Genomic DNA, 15965 nt, shown 5'->3' on the forward strand with positions numbered 1-15965 from the left:
ACGATGGGCTAATGCATTGGCTATACTTTGCTTTGCTTACGTGTTAAACCGGATACGTACAATCGGACAATATGGATGGCTAGCTGCTCTGCACTCACTGTACCTGGCAACAGCTGTGTGAAAACGATTCGCTCAATGGTGCCAACGAGGCATTCCGCTACAAGCTCCATCGACATATCCGTTGACAGATTGCCATTGCGCTGCTCCATACGTAGCATTTTTTCAATCCCCTGAACAAGCTCCATCTTGATCTCGTCAGCATCTGGCGACTGGTAAAATCCAATCCGCGTCAGATCCGGATGACTGTAAAAATACTCAAACATCGACTGAATCGTATGACAGAGCTGATCCAGAATACTGTGCTGACCTGATTCTTGTTGAGGCAACTGACTGTCGTTAATAACCGCCTGAAGACTTGTACGGAACATATCCACCAATTCTTCAAATACAGCTTCCTTGCTCTCAAAATACAAATAAAATGCAGGCTGTGACAGCTTCGCCTCACCAACAATCGAGCTCACCTTTGTCGTATGAAAGCCATGTACTGCAAATTGTCGCGCAGCAGCGTGTAATAAACGTAACCGGCTCTCCTTTCCCTTTGCTCCTTTTTCTCTAGCCAATGTAAAATAGCCCCCTCTCTTGGTTCTCAGCACTCCGTATAATTGAATTACTGAATGAAACATATAGCATTCTTCTACTCTATAGTACAATAATTTACAGCGATCTTCTAACTTTTGAGCAAAAAAATTACCGATTTATTCCAAATAATAGCCAAACACCTACGTAAAACACCTTTTTATGTAATATAAATCATATAAAAATGCCAGTTTCTTTCCCTTCATAAACATAACATATAACGACGATTTATTTCAAAATGAGCACTGGAATAGAAGATAACGTGCATTGAAAGGGTACTATAGCTATATCCGATTACATGTTAAAAACAAAATAAAAACAAAAACAAAAACAGACATGCGCAATATTCCCTACGCACATGTCTGTTTTGTTTTATGTTCATTACGCTCTATTGACATGATGCTGTAGCAAAAATGTACACCTGTCATCTAATAGACATCACTACATTTTTGTCCATGCAGCCTCCGCTCTAGACAAGCATACTCTCACCGATCCACGATTATTGGGACAAACGCAGTGCCAGCTCATACGTAGCATGGTCAAAGTCTTTTTTCGTATTTACAACCTGGTCGATATCCGTCATGCTCAGCTCGCCTTTGATAATACCGCAGGCTTTGTCGGACTCGCCAGCAATCAGCATACGTACTGCATAATCACCAAGACGGCTTGCGAGGTTACGGTCGCGAGGTGTTGGTGTACCACCGCGCTGAATGTGTCCCAGTACGGTTACACGTGGCTCCAGGTTTGGATATTGCAGATGCAGCTGCTCTGCTACATCTTCGCCGCGTCCAGCACCTTCAGCAACAATAATGATACTGTGACGTTTACCACAGGCAAAATTGTTATGCATACGATCCGCAATTTCCTTCAGATCAAACGGTACTTCAGGTACGAGAATCGATTCTGCACCGGAAGCCAGACCTGCATGCAGAGCGATATCGCCACAATGACGACCCATAACTTCAACGATCGATACGCGCTCGTGGGAAGACATCGTATCACGCAGCTTGTTGATAGCATCTACAACAACGCCAACCGATGTATCAAAACCAATCGTATAATCTGTAAACGAAATATCGTTATCGATGGTACCTGGCAGACCCATCGTCTTGATGCCGAGCTTACTCAGCTTGTTCGCACCTTGATACGAACCGTCACCACCGATAACGACCAGACCGTCGATACCGTGCTTGCGCAGAATATCTGCACCTTTTTGCTGACCTTCGAGTGTCATGAATTCTTTACAGCGTGCCGATTGCAAAACGGTTCCCCCGCGCTGGATAATATCACCGACGCTGCGAAGATCCATCGGGAAAATATCCTCGTTAAGCAGACCCTGGTATCCGCGCTGAATACCACACACTTCGATTCCATAATACAGTGCGCTGCGCACAACGGCACGTACCGCTGCGTTCATGCCCTGAGAGTCGCCTCCACTGGTCAAAACGGCAATTTTTTGTACTGCTGATTCTGTTGCTGACATTCTAATGTCCCCCTTATTTATGTTCAATACATATACTTACGAATCCAGCGGCTATTGACCATAAAAAAGACGCGGGTAAGCGGCCCTTTTCGCATTAGCCTTCTGGAGACGGTTCGCACTTCCTGCTGTTCACTGACCTTCGGATCGGATAAATAGAGGGCAACTAGCCCTTCGATAATCATCCGATGAAAGGACGTGCCAGGAATATGTTCCACATCGCTACGTGCCCAGTCTACAATCTGTTCAATTCGCTGGTACATCATCTCCGGCGAATCGTAATAGTTGCAGAAATTCAAATCTCCACCGCGCCGATCCTCCTCCTGATCGATCACATAATCAAGCATAATATGCAAGCAGCATACATGAGGAAAATAAGCTTGATACGTCTGCTTGGCTCCATCATCGCCCAGATTGAATCCACTTGCAGCGAGAAACAGCATAAAAACGCCAAGCGTTGAGCCTGTCGCCGCAGCAAATTCGTTCCATTGCAAATGAGGAGTTCGGTATTCATTTTCCGCCCACCAGTTTAGGAGTGCGGCTTCCCTCAACTCAGGCGCGATATGCTTGTGCACCTGTAGATCGCAGTATAAAGAAACCAGATCACGCACATAAGGGAATACAGCAGGGTAATCGGGGAGTTGACGTATATTTTGCTGGCAGGTTTGCACAAGCGCTTTCAGATAGCCGCCATCCTCCTGCTCGGTGCGTAGCGCATAATAATTAACCGGCTCCGCATCCGGCGTTACGGCGTCCAGCATCGATTGGTGTAGTAAGCGAAAATCATCCGCATCCATCGAGGTGCTGCGATCACATAGATTATCTAAATAATCGCTAATCGTCTGAAATGCCACGATGAGCGGCAGCAAAATATGGCGCTGCGACAGGTTGGCGACCGCATAAATGGCACCGCCCTCGCAGTGAAACTGTTTGGTAGCGATACTTGCAAGCGCCTGTTTCCTGAGCTCTGCGTCAGGCATGCGTTCCGCCATTTGACGCCAACCATTCAGCTCGCGGCGTACCTCTGGCAAACCATGCTTATACACTCGCTTCATGAGCGAGATGGCATTACGGGGAAACGGGTAACGACTTTGCATCATATCATTCAATGGGCTGCCTCCACGTGGTTGTCTGTTGAACCTATCCTCATTATCATACATCATATTGTACACCCTCACAACGTGGCAGCGCTATGGATCACAGCGCGCCGTTGCTGCCTTTTCCAGTATTTTATAGCCATTTTACGCTTCTTGTTGGTTCCTATGTTCAAACCCACATTTTTCACAAAAAAGATAACATAAACATGATAAACCAGTTGTCTTTTCAACGCAAAAAAGGATGAACCTGAACATTTTCACAACTGCAAAAAAACTGTGAATTTCATGTTAAATGTTGTAGCACTCACCAAAAAAGCGCCGGGTTCACTCAAAAAAGAAGTGAATCCGGCGCAAGCTGCTATATGAAGTAGAGGATGAGGCTGCTATGGACGAGGCTGAACAGGCAAGCTTTTCACACCATATACCATCGGGCTGGGCAGTAGCTCCAGACGTTGTCCTTCGATTGCCTGTAGGTCAGGAAAACGATCCAGCAGTACATTCAGTGCTGTACGAGCCTCCAGGCGTGCCAGTGGTGCACCCAGGCAAAAGTGAACTCCCATTCCAAACGCCATATGGGGATTCGGATGACGATCGATCCGATATTCGTCTGCCGCTTCAAACTTCTGCTCATCTCGATTGGCAGAACCCATCCATGCCGTGACAAGCTGATCACGCCGAATGATCTGACTACCGATCTCTATATCCTCTACTGCCTTCCGTACCATGCCCTGCACTGGCGAACGAAAACGCAGTGCTTCCTCAATCGCTGTATCCAGCAACTCTCGATTGCGAGCGAGCTGCTGCCAGCGTCCCGGCTGCTCGGTCAGACAGATAACTGCATTACCGATCAGATTCGTTGTTGTCTCATTACCAGCCACAAGTAGCAGCAGACAGAAGCTCAGCAGATGCGGAATATCCAGCTTCTCTCCTTCTACCTCTGCTGCCAGTAGTGCAGATACCAGATCATGCTGCGGCTGTGCTTTACGCTGTTCAATCACGCCCATAAAATATTGATACAGCTCACGCGATGCCTGCTGCTTACGAGCGGCAAGTTGCTGTGGACTTTCGTCTTTTCCGCTAAAACCTTCTACTAGCGTATCCGACCATCCCTTAAATAGTGTACGATCCTCCTCACGCACGCCGAGTAGCTCTGCGATCACGATGACAGGTAGTGGAAACGACAGATCATGAATGATATCCATCGACTTGTCCGGCTGAACCTGGTCCAGTAGCTGATTCGTAATCTCAGCAATACGCGGCTCCATGGCAGCTACAGCCTTCGGCGTGAACGCCTTATTGACGATAGCGCGATACTTTTTATGCTTGGGTGGATCCATCATGAGCAGCATATCAGATTGCTGACCATCTGCGCCGCGGCGTGTCTGTGAACTAAAGGACTTGTAATCCGACATGACCCGATGTACATCCTCATAGCGAAATACATCCCAGCTTCCACGCTGTTCATCATAATGTACCGGAGCTTCCCGTCTCATCTTCTCATACCATGCAAAGGCAGAGCCTGCTGCCTTCACTCCCTGCGGAACGATCATATTCGGTGATAACATTGCTGATGCTTCGGAATTCGATTGCATATCGGTTAACCTCCCGTTACTTATCGCTTTCACGTGTGCTTCATGTTTATTTGGAATGACCGACGGATACAGATCAACAGAATCAACTTGATTAACTATAATGCTCCTTTACGTACACTCACCCTAAACCCACCTTAATGTATCAGCTCTGGAGGGATGAATTATTTTATATTTTATAGCACGATGATCACATCAAGCAAAAAACGCCCCGCTTGTGATTGCATTCTGCTTATCGATTTATTTTATAAAATCACTTTATTACGCAATAATGCAGCAAGTTTATACCGCTAGCTACTCATCCTTGCGTGCAGTTCTATTTCGCTAACCGACCTATATACCAAAAAAGCACAAGCCCCTTGCGAACAAGGAAGCTTGTGCTGTAACTAACATATGTGCTTGAACGTTCTTGGATGTTCAATGTATAAGTGATCCGTGTATAACGGAAATCAAGCTTATAGTTTTACTACGTTAGCTGCTTGTGGACCACGGTTACCTTCAGTGATGTCGAACTCAACTGCTTGGCCTTCGTCCAAAGTTTTGAAGCCGTCGCCTGTGATAGCGGAGAAGTGTACGAATACATCGTCGCTTCCTTCAACTTCGATGAAACCGAAACCTTTTTCTGCGTTGAACCATTTAACTGTACCTTTCACGTAAACAACCTCCTAAAATAGCGCCATCTATGACGCATGACTGTATTATAGCGCAACCGATTTCAAAATGCAACGAAGTTAAAGCGTTTTGATTTGCAATTCTCGAGGGCAAAAGGTATGATTTTAGCAATACCGAAGTAGGGAGATTTATACCATGATTAAAAAACACCAGATTTACAAAAGAGACAAATGGAACATGATGACCGTCGAGGTGAACGGCCGCGAATTGATTCTGCGCGAAATTTCCGATGAATGGGGCGAAGAAACGCATCGCTTCCTTAGCCGTCCAGAGATGATGCAATGGGCAAGCGATCGCTTCCCTAAAGACAAATTCGATAATGAAGCGGAATGGGAAGACATCATGAGTGCCTTCCGGGAGGTCTAGGCCGCCCGATGAACTACACTGCTATCGTTATCTTCATTATCCTTGCCTTTGTGCAGGGATTTGTTCTGATTACGTATAAGGACACCATTCCGAAGCCATTCAAGCGCTGGCTGGCAATCTTTGCAATTGTGATGCTGCTGGTTGCTTTTGGGTTAATGATTTATGGCTTCCTGATGGCTGCTAATCCGAACGGTTCTTAAATTTAAGGATACGATCGATGGATCAGCACGGGATATGATTTTCATTCACATGGCAGGCAAGCTCGTATCATGTGGCATTGTAATGATGCTACAGGCGAGCTTGCCTGCTATTTGAACTATAGTTACACCTTTATACGGAAGCGAATGTGGATTGTATGTCTTTGTAGCGATTCACACAAAGTGGACTGCACTGTAGCCTTCTACATTTGTACAGGCACATGATGGCACATCGCTCCTGTTTACACCATTTAATTTTACCTACCCTGAGGAGGAATTCGAGATGCAGGAAGTATTGAAACGTTCTGAGGTTGCACCTGAGCATTGTTGGAATCTGAATGATATGTTTGCTGATCAGCAGGCATGGGATAAAGCCTATGATGAGCTAAAGGCTATGCTGCCAGAAGCAGATAAGCTGAAAGGCAAGCTGAACACAGCGCAGGCTGTTAAAGAAGCCTTTGAGCTGGAAGACCGTGTCAGCATGCAGATCGAGCGCCTGTATGTGTACGCACACATGCATCAGGATGAAGATACAACCAATCCTACATACCAGGCACTAACGCAAAAAGCGAAAAAGCTAAGCGTCGATGTGAGTCAGGCACTTTCCTTTGTAACACCGGAGATTTTGAGCCTGTCAGATGAAGAGCTGGAGCAGCTGCTGGAGGCTCCTGAGCTGCAAGCATACCGCTTCACGTTGCAGGAAATGAAGCGTGAAAAAGCGCATATTTTAACCGAGGCAGAGGAAGCCTTGCTTGCTCAGGTGGGCAATCTATCCCAGGCCCCACAAACGATCTTCGGGATGCTCAACAATGCAGACCTGAAATTCCCGAGCATTATCGATGAGAACGGTAACGAAGTGGAGCTGACTCATGGACGCTATGTTCAGTTTCTGGAAAGCCCACATCGTGAAGTTCGTGAGCGTGCATTCAAAGCCATGTACAGCACCTATGCTCGTCAAAAAAATACAATCGCTGCAACATTAACAGCGAATGTGAACAAAAATATGTTCTACTCTCGTGTACGTAAATATCCGTCTGTACTGGAAATGTCCCTCTATGGCGATAATATTCCGAAGGATGTCTATACGAATCTGATCGATACGATTCATGAAAGTCTGCCTATCATGCACCGCTATATGGAGCTACGTAAAAAGCTACTCGGTGTAGACGAGCTGCATATGTACGATCTATTCGCTCCACTTGTAGAAGAATTCAATATGGATATCACGTATGAGCAGGCCAAACAGATCGTCGCAGACGGCTTGAAGCCACTCGGTGAAGATTATCTGAACTCTCTCAACAAAGGCTACAACGAGGGCTGGATTGATGTATATGAAAATGAAGGCAAGCGCACAGGTGCGTACAGCTGGGGTGCGTACGGTACACATCCATATGTACTGCTGAACCACAAGGACAATCTGAACAGTATGTTCACCCTTGCTCACGAAATGGGACATGCATTGCATTCGTATTATTCGGACAATGCTCTCTCCTATCGTGATGCACAATATACGATTTTCCTGGCTGAAGTGGCTTCGACGACAAATGAAGCGCTGCTGATGGATTATCTACTCAAAAAGTCGACCGATCCAAAGGAAAAAATGTATCTGCTCACTTATTATGCCGATCAATTCCGCACAACGGTATTCCGTCAAACGATGTTTGCCGAGTTTGAAATGATCGTGCATGCGCGTAGTGAAGCAGGCGAATCGCTCACACCACAGGATCTGTCTCAAATCTATTATGATCTGAATGTGAAATATCATGGCGAAGGCATGACGGTAGATCAGGATATTGAGATGGAATGGGCACGTATTCCACACTTTTATAACAGCTTCTATGTGTACAAATATGCGACAGGCTTTTCCGCAGCTACAAGCTTCTCCAAGCAAATTCTGGAGGAAGGACAGCCTGCCGTTGATCGCTATCTGGGCTTCCTGAAAAGTGGCGGTAGCGATTATTCCATCAATATTCTGGCTAAAGCTGGTGTCGATATGTCTACACCGGAGCCGATTCGCGAAGCGATGAGTGTATTTGAAAGCCTGATTAGCGAAATGGAGCAATTGACGAAGTAAGCACTGGAACGGTTACATTCCTACACTGCTTCTGCTTATCTTATAAGGATTACAGAGCAACACATCAAGCGCGCCTGCACAGGATCATCTCCTCTGTCAGGCGCGTTTGTATGTGGACAGAATGAAGCTAACTCGCTATACCTGTTTACGCAAGCAGGAATTACTTTATATAGTATTGAATGAGATAAATGTCAGAACGTAACGATTTTGAAAGGGGGATTTCATTTGAGATTTCAATGGACATTAATTCTAGGCTTGATTTTTGCAGTCATTATTGCGATTTTCGCGGTGATTAACGTGAATCCGGTACAGGTGAATTTGCTGTTCAATATGGTTCAGCTACCACTGATTTTGCTTATTCTGGGCTGCACATTGATCGGTGGACTGATCGTCGGATTTTATGGCATCTACCGCCAGTACTTTTTACAGCGTAAAATCAAGCAGCTGGAAGCTCAAATTGCACAGCTCGGTTCTGCTCCTGTTGCAGATACAGGCCCAGTTGGCAATGTAGAGTTTGATAAAATGTATGATCGTAATGAGGATACAGCTTCCTCGTTCTCCGATCGTAAGCTGTAATCCCGCTTCAATGCTACTATCAAAGGATTGACTTATGAATCCACCTGCTATCTCGCTAACGCTAGCGAGACGACAGGTGGATTTTTACTGGATAACGATACGCAAAACTGGTATGTTGGTTACATTGCTTGTCGTCACCCGGACTGTCAGAGTATAGTAGATATGCATACGCTCAAGGACAGTACATACTTTTACCGTTTGAAAAAGGAGAACCTCATGAACATTTCTATTAATCGCGACTACACCCTATCCCTACTCCAAGAACTATTAGAAACACCAAGCCCTACTGGATATACTCATCGCCTGATCGAGCGCCTGCATCAGGAAGCCCTAACGCTGGGCGTAACGGCAGAGCGAAACCGCAAAGGCGGACTCGTTCTTACACTGGAAGGCAACGATCCTTCTCGCACGATTGCTCTGAGCGCTCATGTAGATACACTTGGCGCGATGGTACGTGCAATCAAGTCAGAAGGCACGATTCGCTTGTCCATTGTAGGTAGCTTTTCGATGAATAGCATTGAAAATGAATACTGCACCATTCATACACGGGATGGTCGTGTGTATACAGGTACGATTTTGACGACCAAGCCATCGGTGCATGTGTACGATGATGCTTATGAATTTAAGCGTGAAGAAGAAAATATGGAAATCCGTCTGGATGAAGTGGTTTCCTCGAAGGAAGATGTAGAAAAGCTGGGGATCGCTGTAGGTGATTATATTGCCTTCGATGCGCGTCCTGTGCTGACACCAAGCGGCTATATCAAATCTCGTCATCTGGATGACAAAGCAAGTGTTGCGGCTCTGTTCGGTTTGCTGGAATCGGCATATGTAGACGGTTGGAAGCCAACGCATCAGGTGAAATTGCTCATTTCCAATTATGAAGAAGTAGGTCATGGTGCTGCTCATATTCCACATGAGATTGATGAAATGATCGCCGTGGATATGGGATGTATCGGTGATGATCTGTCCTGTACAGAGCTGGACGTATCGATCTGTGTGAAGGATAGCTCCGGGCCTTACGATTACGAAATGACGGGTAAGCTGGCTGAACTGGCGAAGCGTGAAGAGATTCCATTTGTACTGGATGTGTATCCACACTACGGCTCAGATGCTTCTGCGGCGCTATCTGCTGGTAATAATATCCGTGCAGCATTGATCGGCCCAGGTGTTCATGCGTCTCATGCGATGGAACGTACGCATAGTGATGCGGTGATTAATACGGCGAGATTGCTGGGGGCTTATATTACGGAGTAAAGTATAGAAACAATATCATAGCTTCTACATTTAGCTTTATAGTAGAAGTATGAATGCTATAGCTCTACTAACAATTCATCTGTAGGCTTGTTCTATATTCTCATGCTCGTATTCGTTCCTTATCAGTATAAAGAACAAAAGACAGCTTGCTTCCGTAACGGAATGCAAGCTGTCTTTTGTTTTATATGCTATAGTGCTGAATTTATCCTATCGATTAATGAACTGTAGGACTTGAAGTGTAAAGTTAGGTTGTACGATACTTCTACTTTACATATTATGATGGAATCTGCTGTAAGCCTCAGCCCTGCTCCGCAATCTTCTCTGCCAGCTCATTCAAATACGTCCAGCGTTCCATCAAATGCTCTAGCTCCTGCTCAGCATTGGCTTGCTCTGCCATTAGCTCCTGCAAGCGAACCGAATCGCTAAACGCGGCTTCCATCTCGGTTGTGATGCGCTCTAGCTTTTGCTCGGTAGCTTCGATCATGCTATCGATCTGCTCGTACTCGCGTTGTTCCTTATAGCTAAATTTGAGCTTATCACGTGACGAGCTACGTTTGCTTGCATCGCTGGCTGGTTCGGTCGCAGAGGAACTCGCACTGCTAGCTGCTGCATTGCCTGTCGCATTTTTGGGGGAGGCGGCTACTTTGTCAGCCGACATATTGGACTTCATCGACTGTCCACCTGTACGCTCCTCATACTCACTATAATTTCCTGCATGAATGCTAACGACACCGCCACCTTCAAGCGCAAATATCTTCTCGCAGGTGCGATCGAGGAAATAGCGATCATGAGATACGACCAGCACAACACCTGGGAAATCTTCTAAATAATCTTCCAGTACTGTCAAGGTCGTAATATCGAGATCATTGGTCGGCTCGTCCAGTAGCAGTACATTCGGTGCACCCATCAGTACACGCAGTAAGTACAATCTGCGCTTTTCGCCACCGGATAGCTTGGCAATTGGTGTCCACTGAGCAGCAGGTGGGAACAGGAAGCGTTCGAGCATTTGCGCGGCGGTAATGCTACTTCCATCCGATGTTTTAACGACCTCAGCGGCTTCCTTGATATACTCGATCACTCGCATCGTCTCGTCCATCTCTTGATGCTCCTGCGTGAAATAACCGAATTTTACCGTTTGTCCGGTAATGATACGACCCGATGTTGGTTCAATCCGTCCAGAGATCAGATTGAGCAGCGTCGATTTACCGCGTCCATTAGGACCGACGATCCCGATGCGATCACCCGGTACTGCATGATACGTCAGCTCGTGAATGAGTTCACGTCCGCCGAGTGTTAAAGAGACATCCTCCAGCTCGATGATCTGTTTACCTAAACGGGAAGATACCGTTGATACTTCTAGCTGATCACCGCGCCGTCCTGGCGCATCATTTTGTAGCTGCTCAAAGCGGTCGATTCTCGCCTTTTGCTTGGTTGTACGGGCTTTGGCACCACGGCGTATCCACGCTAGCTCACGACGCAGCAGATTTTGACGCTTATCCTCAGCTGCCGCCTCACGCTCCTCACGGTCTGCTTTCAGCTCCAAATAGCGCGTATAATTCGCTTCATAGCGGAACAGTCGTCCTCCATCCAGCTCTAGCATCACAGTGGCAACACGATCCAGGAAATAGCGATCATGCGTAATCATGAGTAGCGCGCCACGACGTTTTTGCAAATATTGCTCCAGCCATGTGACCGAATCATGGTCGATATGGTTCGTCGGCTCGTCCAGAATAAGTAGCTCTGCCGGCTGAATCAGTGCAGTTGCGAGTGCCACACGCTTACGCTGACCACCAGATAGTGTGCCCATCGGCGCATCATAGCGTGTAATACCGAGCTTGGATAGTACGTTCTTCGCTTCACTTTCCAGTGACCATGCGTCCAGTCGATCCATCTCCTGACTGATACGCACAAGCTCCTGCTGAACAGCCGGATCATCCGGTTGCTGCTCCAATCGATCCATAACGCTCATATACGCGCTAACTGCTTGTAGCTCTTCTCCGCCACCGTCGAACACCTGACGCAATACGGTTGCATCTGGATCATAGGGAGGGTTTTGCGCGAGATAGCGTACACGCACGCTGTTGCCGATCACTACCTGACCGCTATCTGGCTCCTCCAGTCCAGCGATAATTTTAAGAAACGTGGATTTCCCTGTTCCGTTTACACCGATAATACCGATCTTGTCGCGATCTTCCATGCCAAACGAGGCATCTTGAAACAGTATTTTATCGCCATAGCTTTTGGCGAGTGATTCCACAGTCATTATATTCATTGTGATTCACCTTCTCAGGCTCCAGGCCTGTCATTGATCTTAATTACAGGGATTGATCTTTATTTTAATTCAACGATTCCAAGCGATACGGTGCTACACAGCATCCCAACTTTATGATGAATCGCCAGGACGGTTAATCTGTTTTTCACAGCCCATCAGGAACAGATCGGTTACAAAGCGCGTACGTTCCTGTAGCTGCTGCTCATTGAAGTCCGGGTTAAACATCAGATCCATTTTAACCCGATCCAGCATCCCGATATACGATTCTGCTGACCATTGTGGATGGGCAACCTTGCCTTCCTTCAATACATCCAGCACAATTTCCATATAACGGAACATGAATTGGCGCATATATTGCATCAATGCTGGATCATTATTCGGCGCACGAAATACAAGCTTTGTATATTTGCGGCGTTCAAAATGATAGCGTGTATGATGAACAGCGATCACGTACAGCTTATCTGCCATATTTGTACATGGAAGAAGTGCTTCATGTAGATTATCCAGAAACTGCTCACAGTCACGCCGTGTGACCGCGAGACACAGCTCTTCCTTGCTTTTAAAATATAAATAAACCGTACCTTTGGCAATACCCGCCCGGTTGGCAATGTCGGAAATCTTCGTTTCATAAAATCCATCCACGCCAAACAGCTCATAAGCAGCGTCCAGTATCAGGTCTAATTTGTCTCCTGTCGTGCCGCTCATACGCCACCTCCTATATGACTAAAAACAGTAGCGCTACCGCTCCACCTATAATAGAGCTTACCGCGTTCACCATATCATTATTCATCCAGCGCCACCCTCTTGCATATACGGTTGGCTGTTCGTGGTGCATGTCCGTTTCGACGATCTTACCGCACACGGTACAACGATGCATAAGCTGTACCGTTGCTCCTAGATATGAGTCGGCAAAACAGCCTGCAAGACCGCCGACCAGACCCGCAAGCACCATGATCCATGCCCCGTATACTATACTCGTGAAACTGGATAAGTCAGTATATGGATTACCCGAAGAAGACAGAAGCGAAAACAACCACGCTGCTCCGCCAATGATTATACCACCCGCAGCGGCAGCAAGTGTTCCGCGAAACGAGACACCACCGGATGCGCCTGGCTCCAGCACACGACCATTTAATACCGAGCGTGGCGGCTTACGGCTCAAGCTGCCCAGCTCGGTTGCCCATGTATCCGCAGTAACGGTTGCCATAATCCCGATAAAGGCAAGCACCCAAGCTTCATGCGGAACGATGGCATTGCCCAGACAGAGCAGCATGCCCAGACCGCCATTAGCAAATACCTGTCCAGCATCCCGACGCGAGCCCTTTGCATAATCCTGCTCCATACGCCGCTTACGCTCACGCTTCATCCGCGACAATACACTGCCACTAATGAAAAATAAAATAAGCAATCCAAACCAGAGCAGGCTTCCAGCGGCATAATAGATCGTTCCCATCATTGCCGCTGCAATTGCCCCAGAGCCGGACAGCCACTGCTTACGATACCCGAGTCCAGCAATCAGACCGGCACAGGCGAAGCCGATCAGCCAATCAAGCCAGACGCTCATTGGGCAATCTGGCACGTACCGACCGATTCTCCCGCATAGATCAGCTCAAATGTATCGCCTGCTGCAACAGGGCCTACACCTTCCGGTGTACCAGTGAAAATAATATCACCTGCCGACAGACCATAATTTTCACCAATATGCGTCAGAATCGTTTCCAGTGAGAAGATCATATTCGTTGTCCGTCCAAGCTGAACCTGTTCACCATTTTTCAGCAGTGCAAATTCATTATTCAGCCAGCCCTCTGTACCTGGAAATGGAACGAAGGAGGTCACAGGAGCTGAATTTTTAAAGCCTTTAGCTGCTGTCCATGGATGCCCTTTTTGCTTGAGCACGCTTTGTACATCGCGTAGTGTAAAGTCGATCCCGAGCGCCAATCCATCCACCAGCTGCTCCGCAGACAGACCAGGCTCATAATCGCGACCAATCCGAACAACCAGCTCTGCTTCATAGTGAATTTCACCTTTATCCGCAGGCAGTACCAGAGCGTCATTGTTAAATGGTACAGCCGCATGAGAAGGCTTCAGAAAGATCATCGGTGAGCTTGGCACTTCATTGCCCAGCTCCTCCGCGTGTAAACGATAATTACGACCGACACAGTATACATTTTGAATAGCACTCATTGAGCATTCTCCTTATCGATGGGAAATGGAATAGCATTACCTTTTACATCAAAACGTACACCTTTGGAAAGTGACTGTAGACGCTGAAGCAACGCCCCGGCAGGCTGCTGCTCCATCGGTACAGGCTGTCCAAGATTAGCTGTGTAGGGAATCACCTTCATGCTGCAATCGCCCTTAACCGAGCATACAGCCTGAAACACACCCGTATCCCAAGTTTTCTCTACCAGTGAGTGGGTGAAAATAAAATTGCCTGTACTATAAGCAATCCATTTGCCTTTATATTGTTCTACGCCTTGCAGAACATGTGGATGACCGCCCACGACAAGATCGGCTCCTGCATCGACAAAACGATGTGCCAGATCCGTCTGGTGATCTACTGTCGTATCAGAGCGCTCCACACCCCAATGTGCTACAACAACGACGAGATCAGCATTCTTTTTCGCCTTGCGAATCGCTGCTTCTGCCGCTGTTGCATCATAGGCTGTTGCTACACCTGGCTGGTTGGCTCCGGCATTCCAGCTTGCCTGCGGAATGACACGGCTAAAGCCAAGCAAGGCGATACGTATCCCTTTTCGTTCAAATATTACGGGCTCATAGGCGCGTGCAGCATCGGCTCCAGCTCCGACATATTGAACACCGCTGGCATCCAGCTGGCGAATCGTGTCGGTCAAGCCGACAATGCCCTGATCCAAAATATGATTGTTTGCCAGATTCACCGCATCGATCCCGGCAGCAGCCATATGGGGCAATGCTTCTGGCGAGGATTTGAACGCATAGGTTTTATCTGCTGCTGTCGTATTCGAGCCTGTAACCGGCGTTTCCAAATTCACAACTGTCAGATCATCGCTTGTAAATAGCTTTTTCACATACTGGTAAGGATAATCATACCCTTTCTTCGTTAACAGCTCACCAACCTTACCGGAAAACATCACATCGCCGCCAAAATTAAGCGTGACCGTCTTGCCCTGTGGCTCGGTGTTGGTCTGTGGTGCGAGTGGTGTGGCAGCTGGCTGCTTATCCTTATCCGTTGCTGTATTGCTGGACGTGGACTCGCTAGCTGCCGACTTATCGGGCGCTGGTGAATGGGTTGCTTCTGAATCCGAAGGCGCGTCTGAACCTGGCGTTGCTTCGGGATCAGCCTGCTCATTATGACTAGCTTCATCCTCATTTAAAGTGGCTTCCTGTTCAGCTCCGTGATCCTGCCCTGTGTCACTTGGAGAGATAAGCTCCTCTGACGAAGCGCTATTCTCTTCGGGCTGCAAGTCTGAATCAGGCTGCACTGTCTCCTGTAGAGTAGACGGAGAGTTCGCAGAACCTGTAGCCGCTGATAGGATAGAAGAAGATGAATCTTTCTGTGTCCAATACATTACTCCGACCAGTATAATCGCCGCAACGAGTATACCGTTCAAGAGCATCCACCGTCTAAAGCGCCGTTTGCGACGCAGCATCGCTTCCTGCTTCTTCTGACGGGATTGTTCTGATCTTGTTGTATACATGCTTTGCTCCTTTAACTGATACGTCTTATCTATTATAGCAGGTTCCGCTTACAGGCGAAAAGCTTGCTATAT

General features: G+C 47.2%; 15 protein-coding genes. 5 read left to right on the top strand and 10 right to left on the bottom strand.

Annotated elements, in window-relative coordinates; all coding sequences use genetic code 11:
* Positions 1–20 precede the first annotated feature (20 nt).
* The 5 genes from SK066_RS15610 to SK066_RS15630 all read right to left on the bottom strand — a co-directional run bounded on the left by SK066_RS15610 (position 21) and on the right by SK066_RS15630 (position 5455).
* Entirely contained in the window at positions 21–620 is a 600-nt protein-coding gene (locus SK066_RS15610; protein WP_320542174.1) for a TetR/AcrR family transcriptional regulator, read from the bottom strand.
* A gap of 515 nt (positions 621–1135) precedes the next feature.
* The gene (gene pfkA, locus SK066_RS15615; protein ID WP_320542175.1) at positions 1136–2119 is read right to left on the bottom strand and encodes a 6-phosphofructokinase; all 984 of its coding nucleotides are present in this window, start codon (positions 2117–2119) and stop codon (positions 1136–1138) included.
* Between the two features lie 23 nt (positions 2120–2142).
* Complete coding sequence (locus SK066_RS15620) at positions 2143–3225, bottom strand: tetraprenyl-beta-curcumene synthase family protein (RefSeq protein WP_320542176.1); 1083 nt, start codon at positions 3223–3225, stop codon at positions 2143–2145.
* A 371-nt stretch (positions 3226–3596) separates the two neighbouring features.
* A complete protein-coding gene (locus tag SK066_RS15625; protein WP_320542177.1) occupies positions 3597–4805 on the bottom strand; it encodes a cytochrome P450 in 1209 nt (402 codons plus the stop codon).
* Between the two features lie 452 nt (positions 4806–5257).
* A complete protein-coding gene (locus tag SK066_RS15630; protein ID WP_188776465.1) occupies positions 5258–5455 on the bottom strand; it encodes a cold shock domain-containing protein in 198 nt (65 codons plus the stop codon).
* Between the two features lie 154 nt (positions 5456–5609).
* On the opposite strand from SK066_RS15630, the gene SK066_RS15635 reads away from it, so the two are divergent.
* From SK066_RS15635 to SK066_RS15655, 5 genes are all read left to right on the top strand, one after another.
* Positions 5610–5840 carry a hypothetical protein gene (locus SK066_RS15635; RefSeq protein WP_188776464.1) on the top strand — a complete coding sequence of 77 codons (231 nt, stop codon included), beginning with the start codon at positions 5610–5612 and terminating at the stop codon, positions 5838–5840.
* Between the two features lie 8 nt (positions 5841–5848).
* The gene (locus tag SK066_RS15640; protein WP_188776463.1) at positions 5849–6040 is read left to right on the top strand and encodes a hypothetical protein; all 192 of its coding nucleotides are present in this window, start codon (positions 5849–5851) and stop codon (positions 6038–6040) included.
* 280 nt (positions 6041–6320) lie between these two features.
* Positions 6321–8111 (top strand): oligoendopeptidase F, encoded by a 1791-nt coding sequence (gene pepF / locus SK066_RS15645; protein WP_320542178.1) that lies wholly within the window; start codon positions 6321–6323, stop codon positions 8109–8111.
* Between the two features lie 225 nt (positions 8112–8336).
* A complete protein-coding gene (locus SK066_RS15650; RefSeq protein ID WP_320542179.1) occupies positions 8337–8687 on the top strand; it encodes a LapA family protein in 351 nt (116 codons plus the stop codon).
* 216 nt (positions 8688–8903) lie between these two features.
* Entirely contained in the window at positions 8904–9941 is a 1038-nt protein-coding gene (locus SK066_RS15655) for a M42 family metallopeptidase (RefSeq protein WP_320542180.1), read from the top strand.
* A gap of 298 nt (positions 9942–10239) precedes the next feature.
* Here the strand turns inward: SK066_RS15655 and SK066_RS15660 are convergent, their stop codons facing one another.
* The 5 genes from SK066_RS15660 to SK066_RS15680 all read right to left on the bottom strand — a co-directional run bounded on the left by SK066_RS15660 (position 10240) and on the right by SK066_RS15680 (position 15893).
* A complete protein-coding gene (locus tag SK066_RS15660; protein WP_320542181.1) occupies positions 10240–12213 on the bottom strand; it encodes an ABC-F family ATP-binding cassette domain-containing protein in 1974 nt (657 codons plus the stop codon).
* A gap of 111 nt (positions 12214–12324) precedes the next feature.
* Complete coding sequence (locus SK066_RS15665; protein ID WP_320542182.1) at positions 12325–12918, bottom strand: TetR/AcrR family transcriptional regulator; 594 nt, start codon at positions 12916–12918, stop codon at positions 12325–12327.
* A 10-nt stretch (positions 12919–12928) separates the two neighbouring features.
* Positions 12929–13777: a DUF92 domain-containing protein gene (locus tag SK066_RS15670; RefSeq protein ID WP_320544899.1), complete on the bottom strand. Its 849-nt coding sequence runs from the start codon at positions 13775–13777 to the stop codon at positions 12929–12931.
* Entirely contained in the window at positions 13774–14397 is a 624-nt protein-coding gene (locus SK066_RS15675) for a fumarylacetoacetate hydrolase family protein (RefSeq protein WP_320542183.1), read from the bottom strand. The genes SK066_RS15670 and SK066_RS15675 overlap by 4 nt, the downstream gene beginning before the upstream one ends.
* Positions 14394–15893, bottom strand: a complete 1500-nt coding sequence (locus SK066_RS15680) for a CapA family protein (RefSeq protein WP_320542184.1) — start codon at positions 15891–15893, stop codon at positions 14394–14396. Before SK066_RS15680 ends, SK066_RS15675 begins: the two co-directional genes overlap by 4 nt.
* Between the last annotated feature and the right edge of the window lie 72 nt (positions 15894–15965).

Source organism: Paenibacillus hunanensis (genome assembly GCF_034055775.1).
In the GTDB taxonomy this organism is placed as follows: Bacteria; Bacillota; Bacilli; order Paenibacillales; family Paenibacillaceae; genus Saccharibacillus; species Saccharibacillus hunanensis.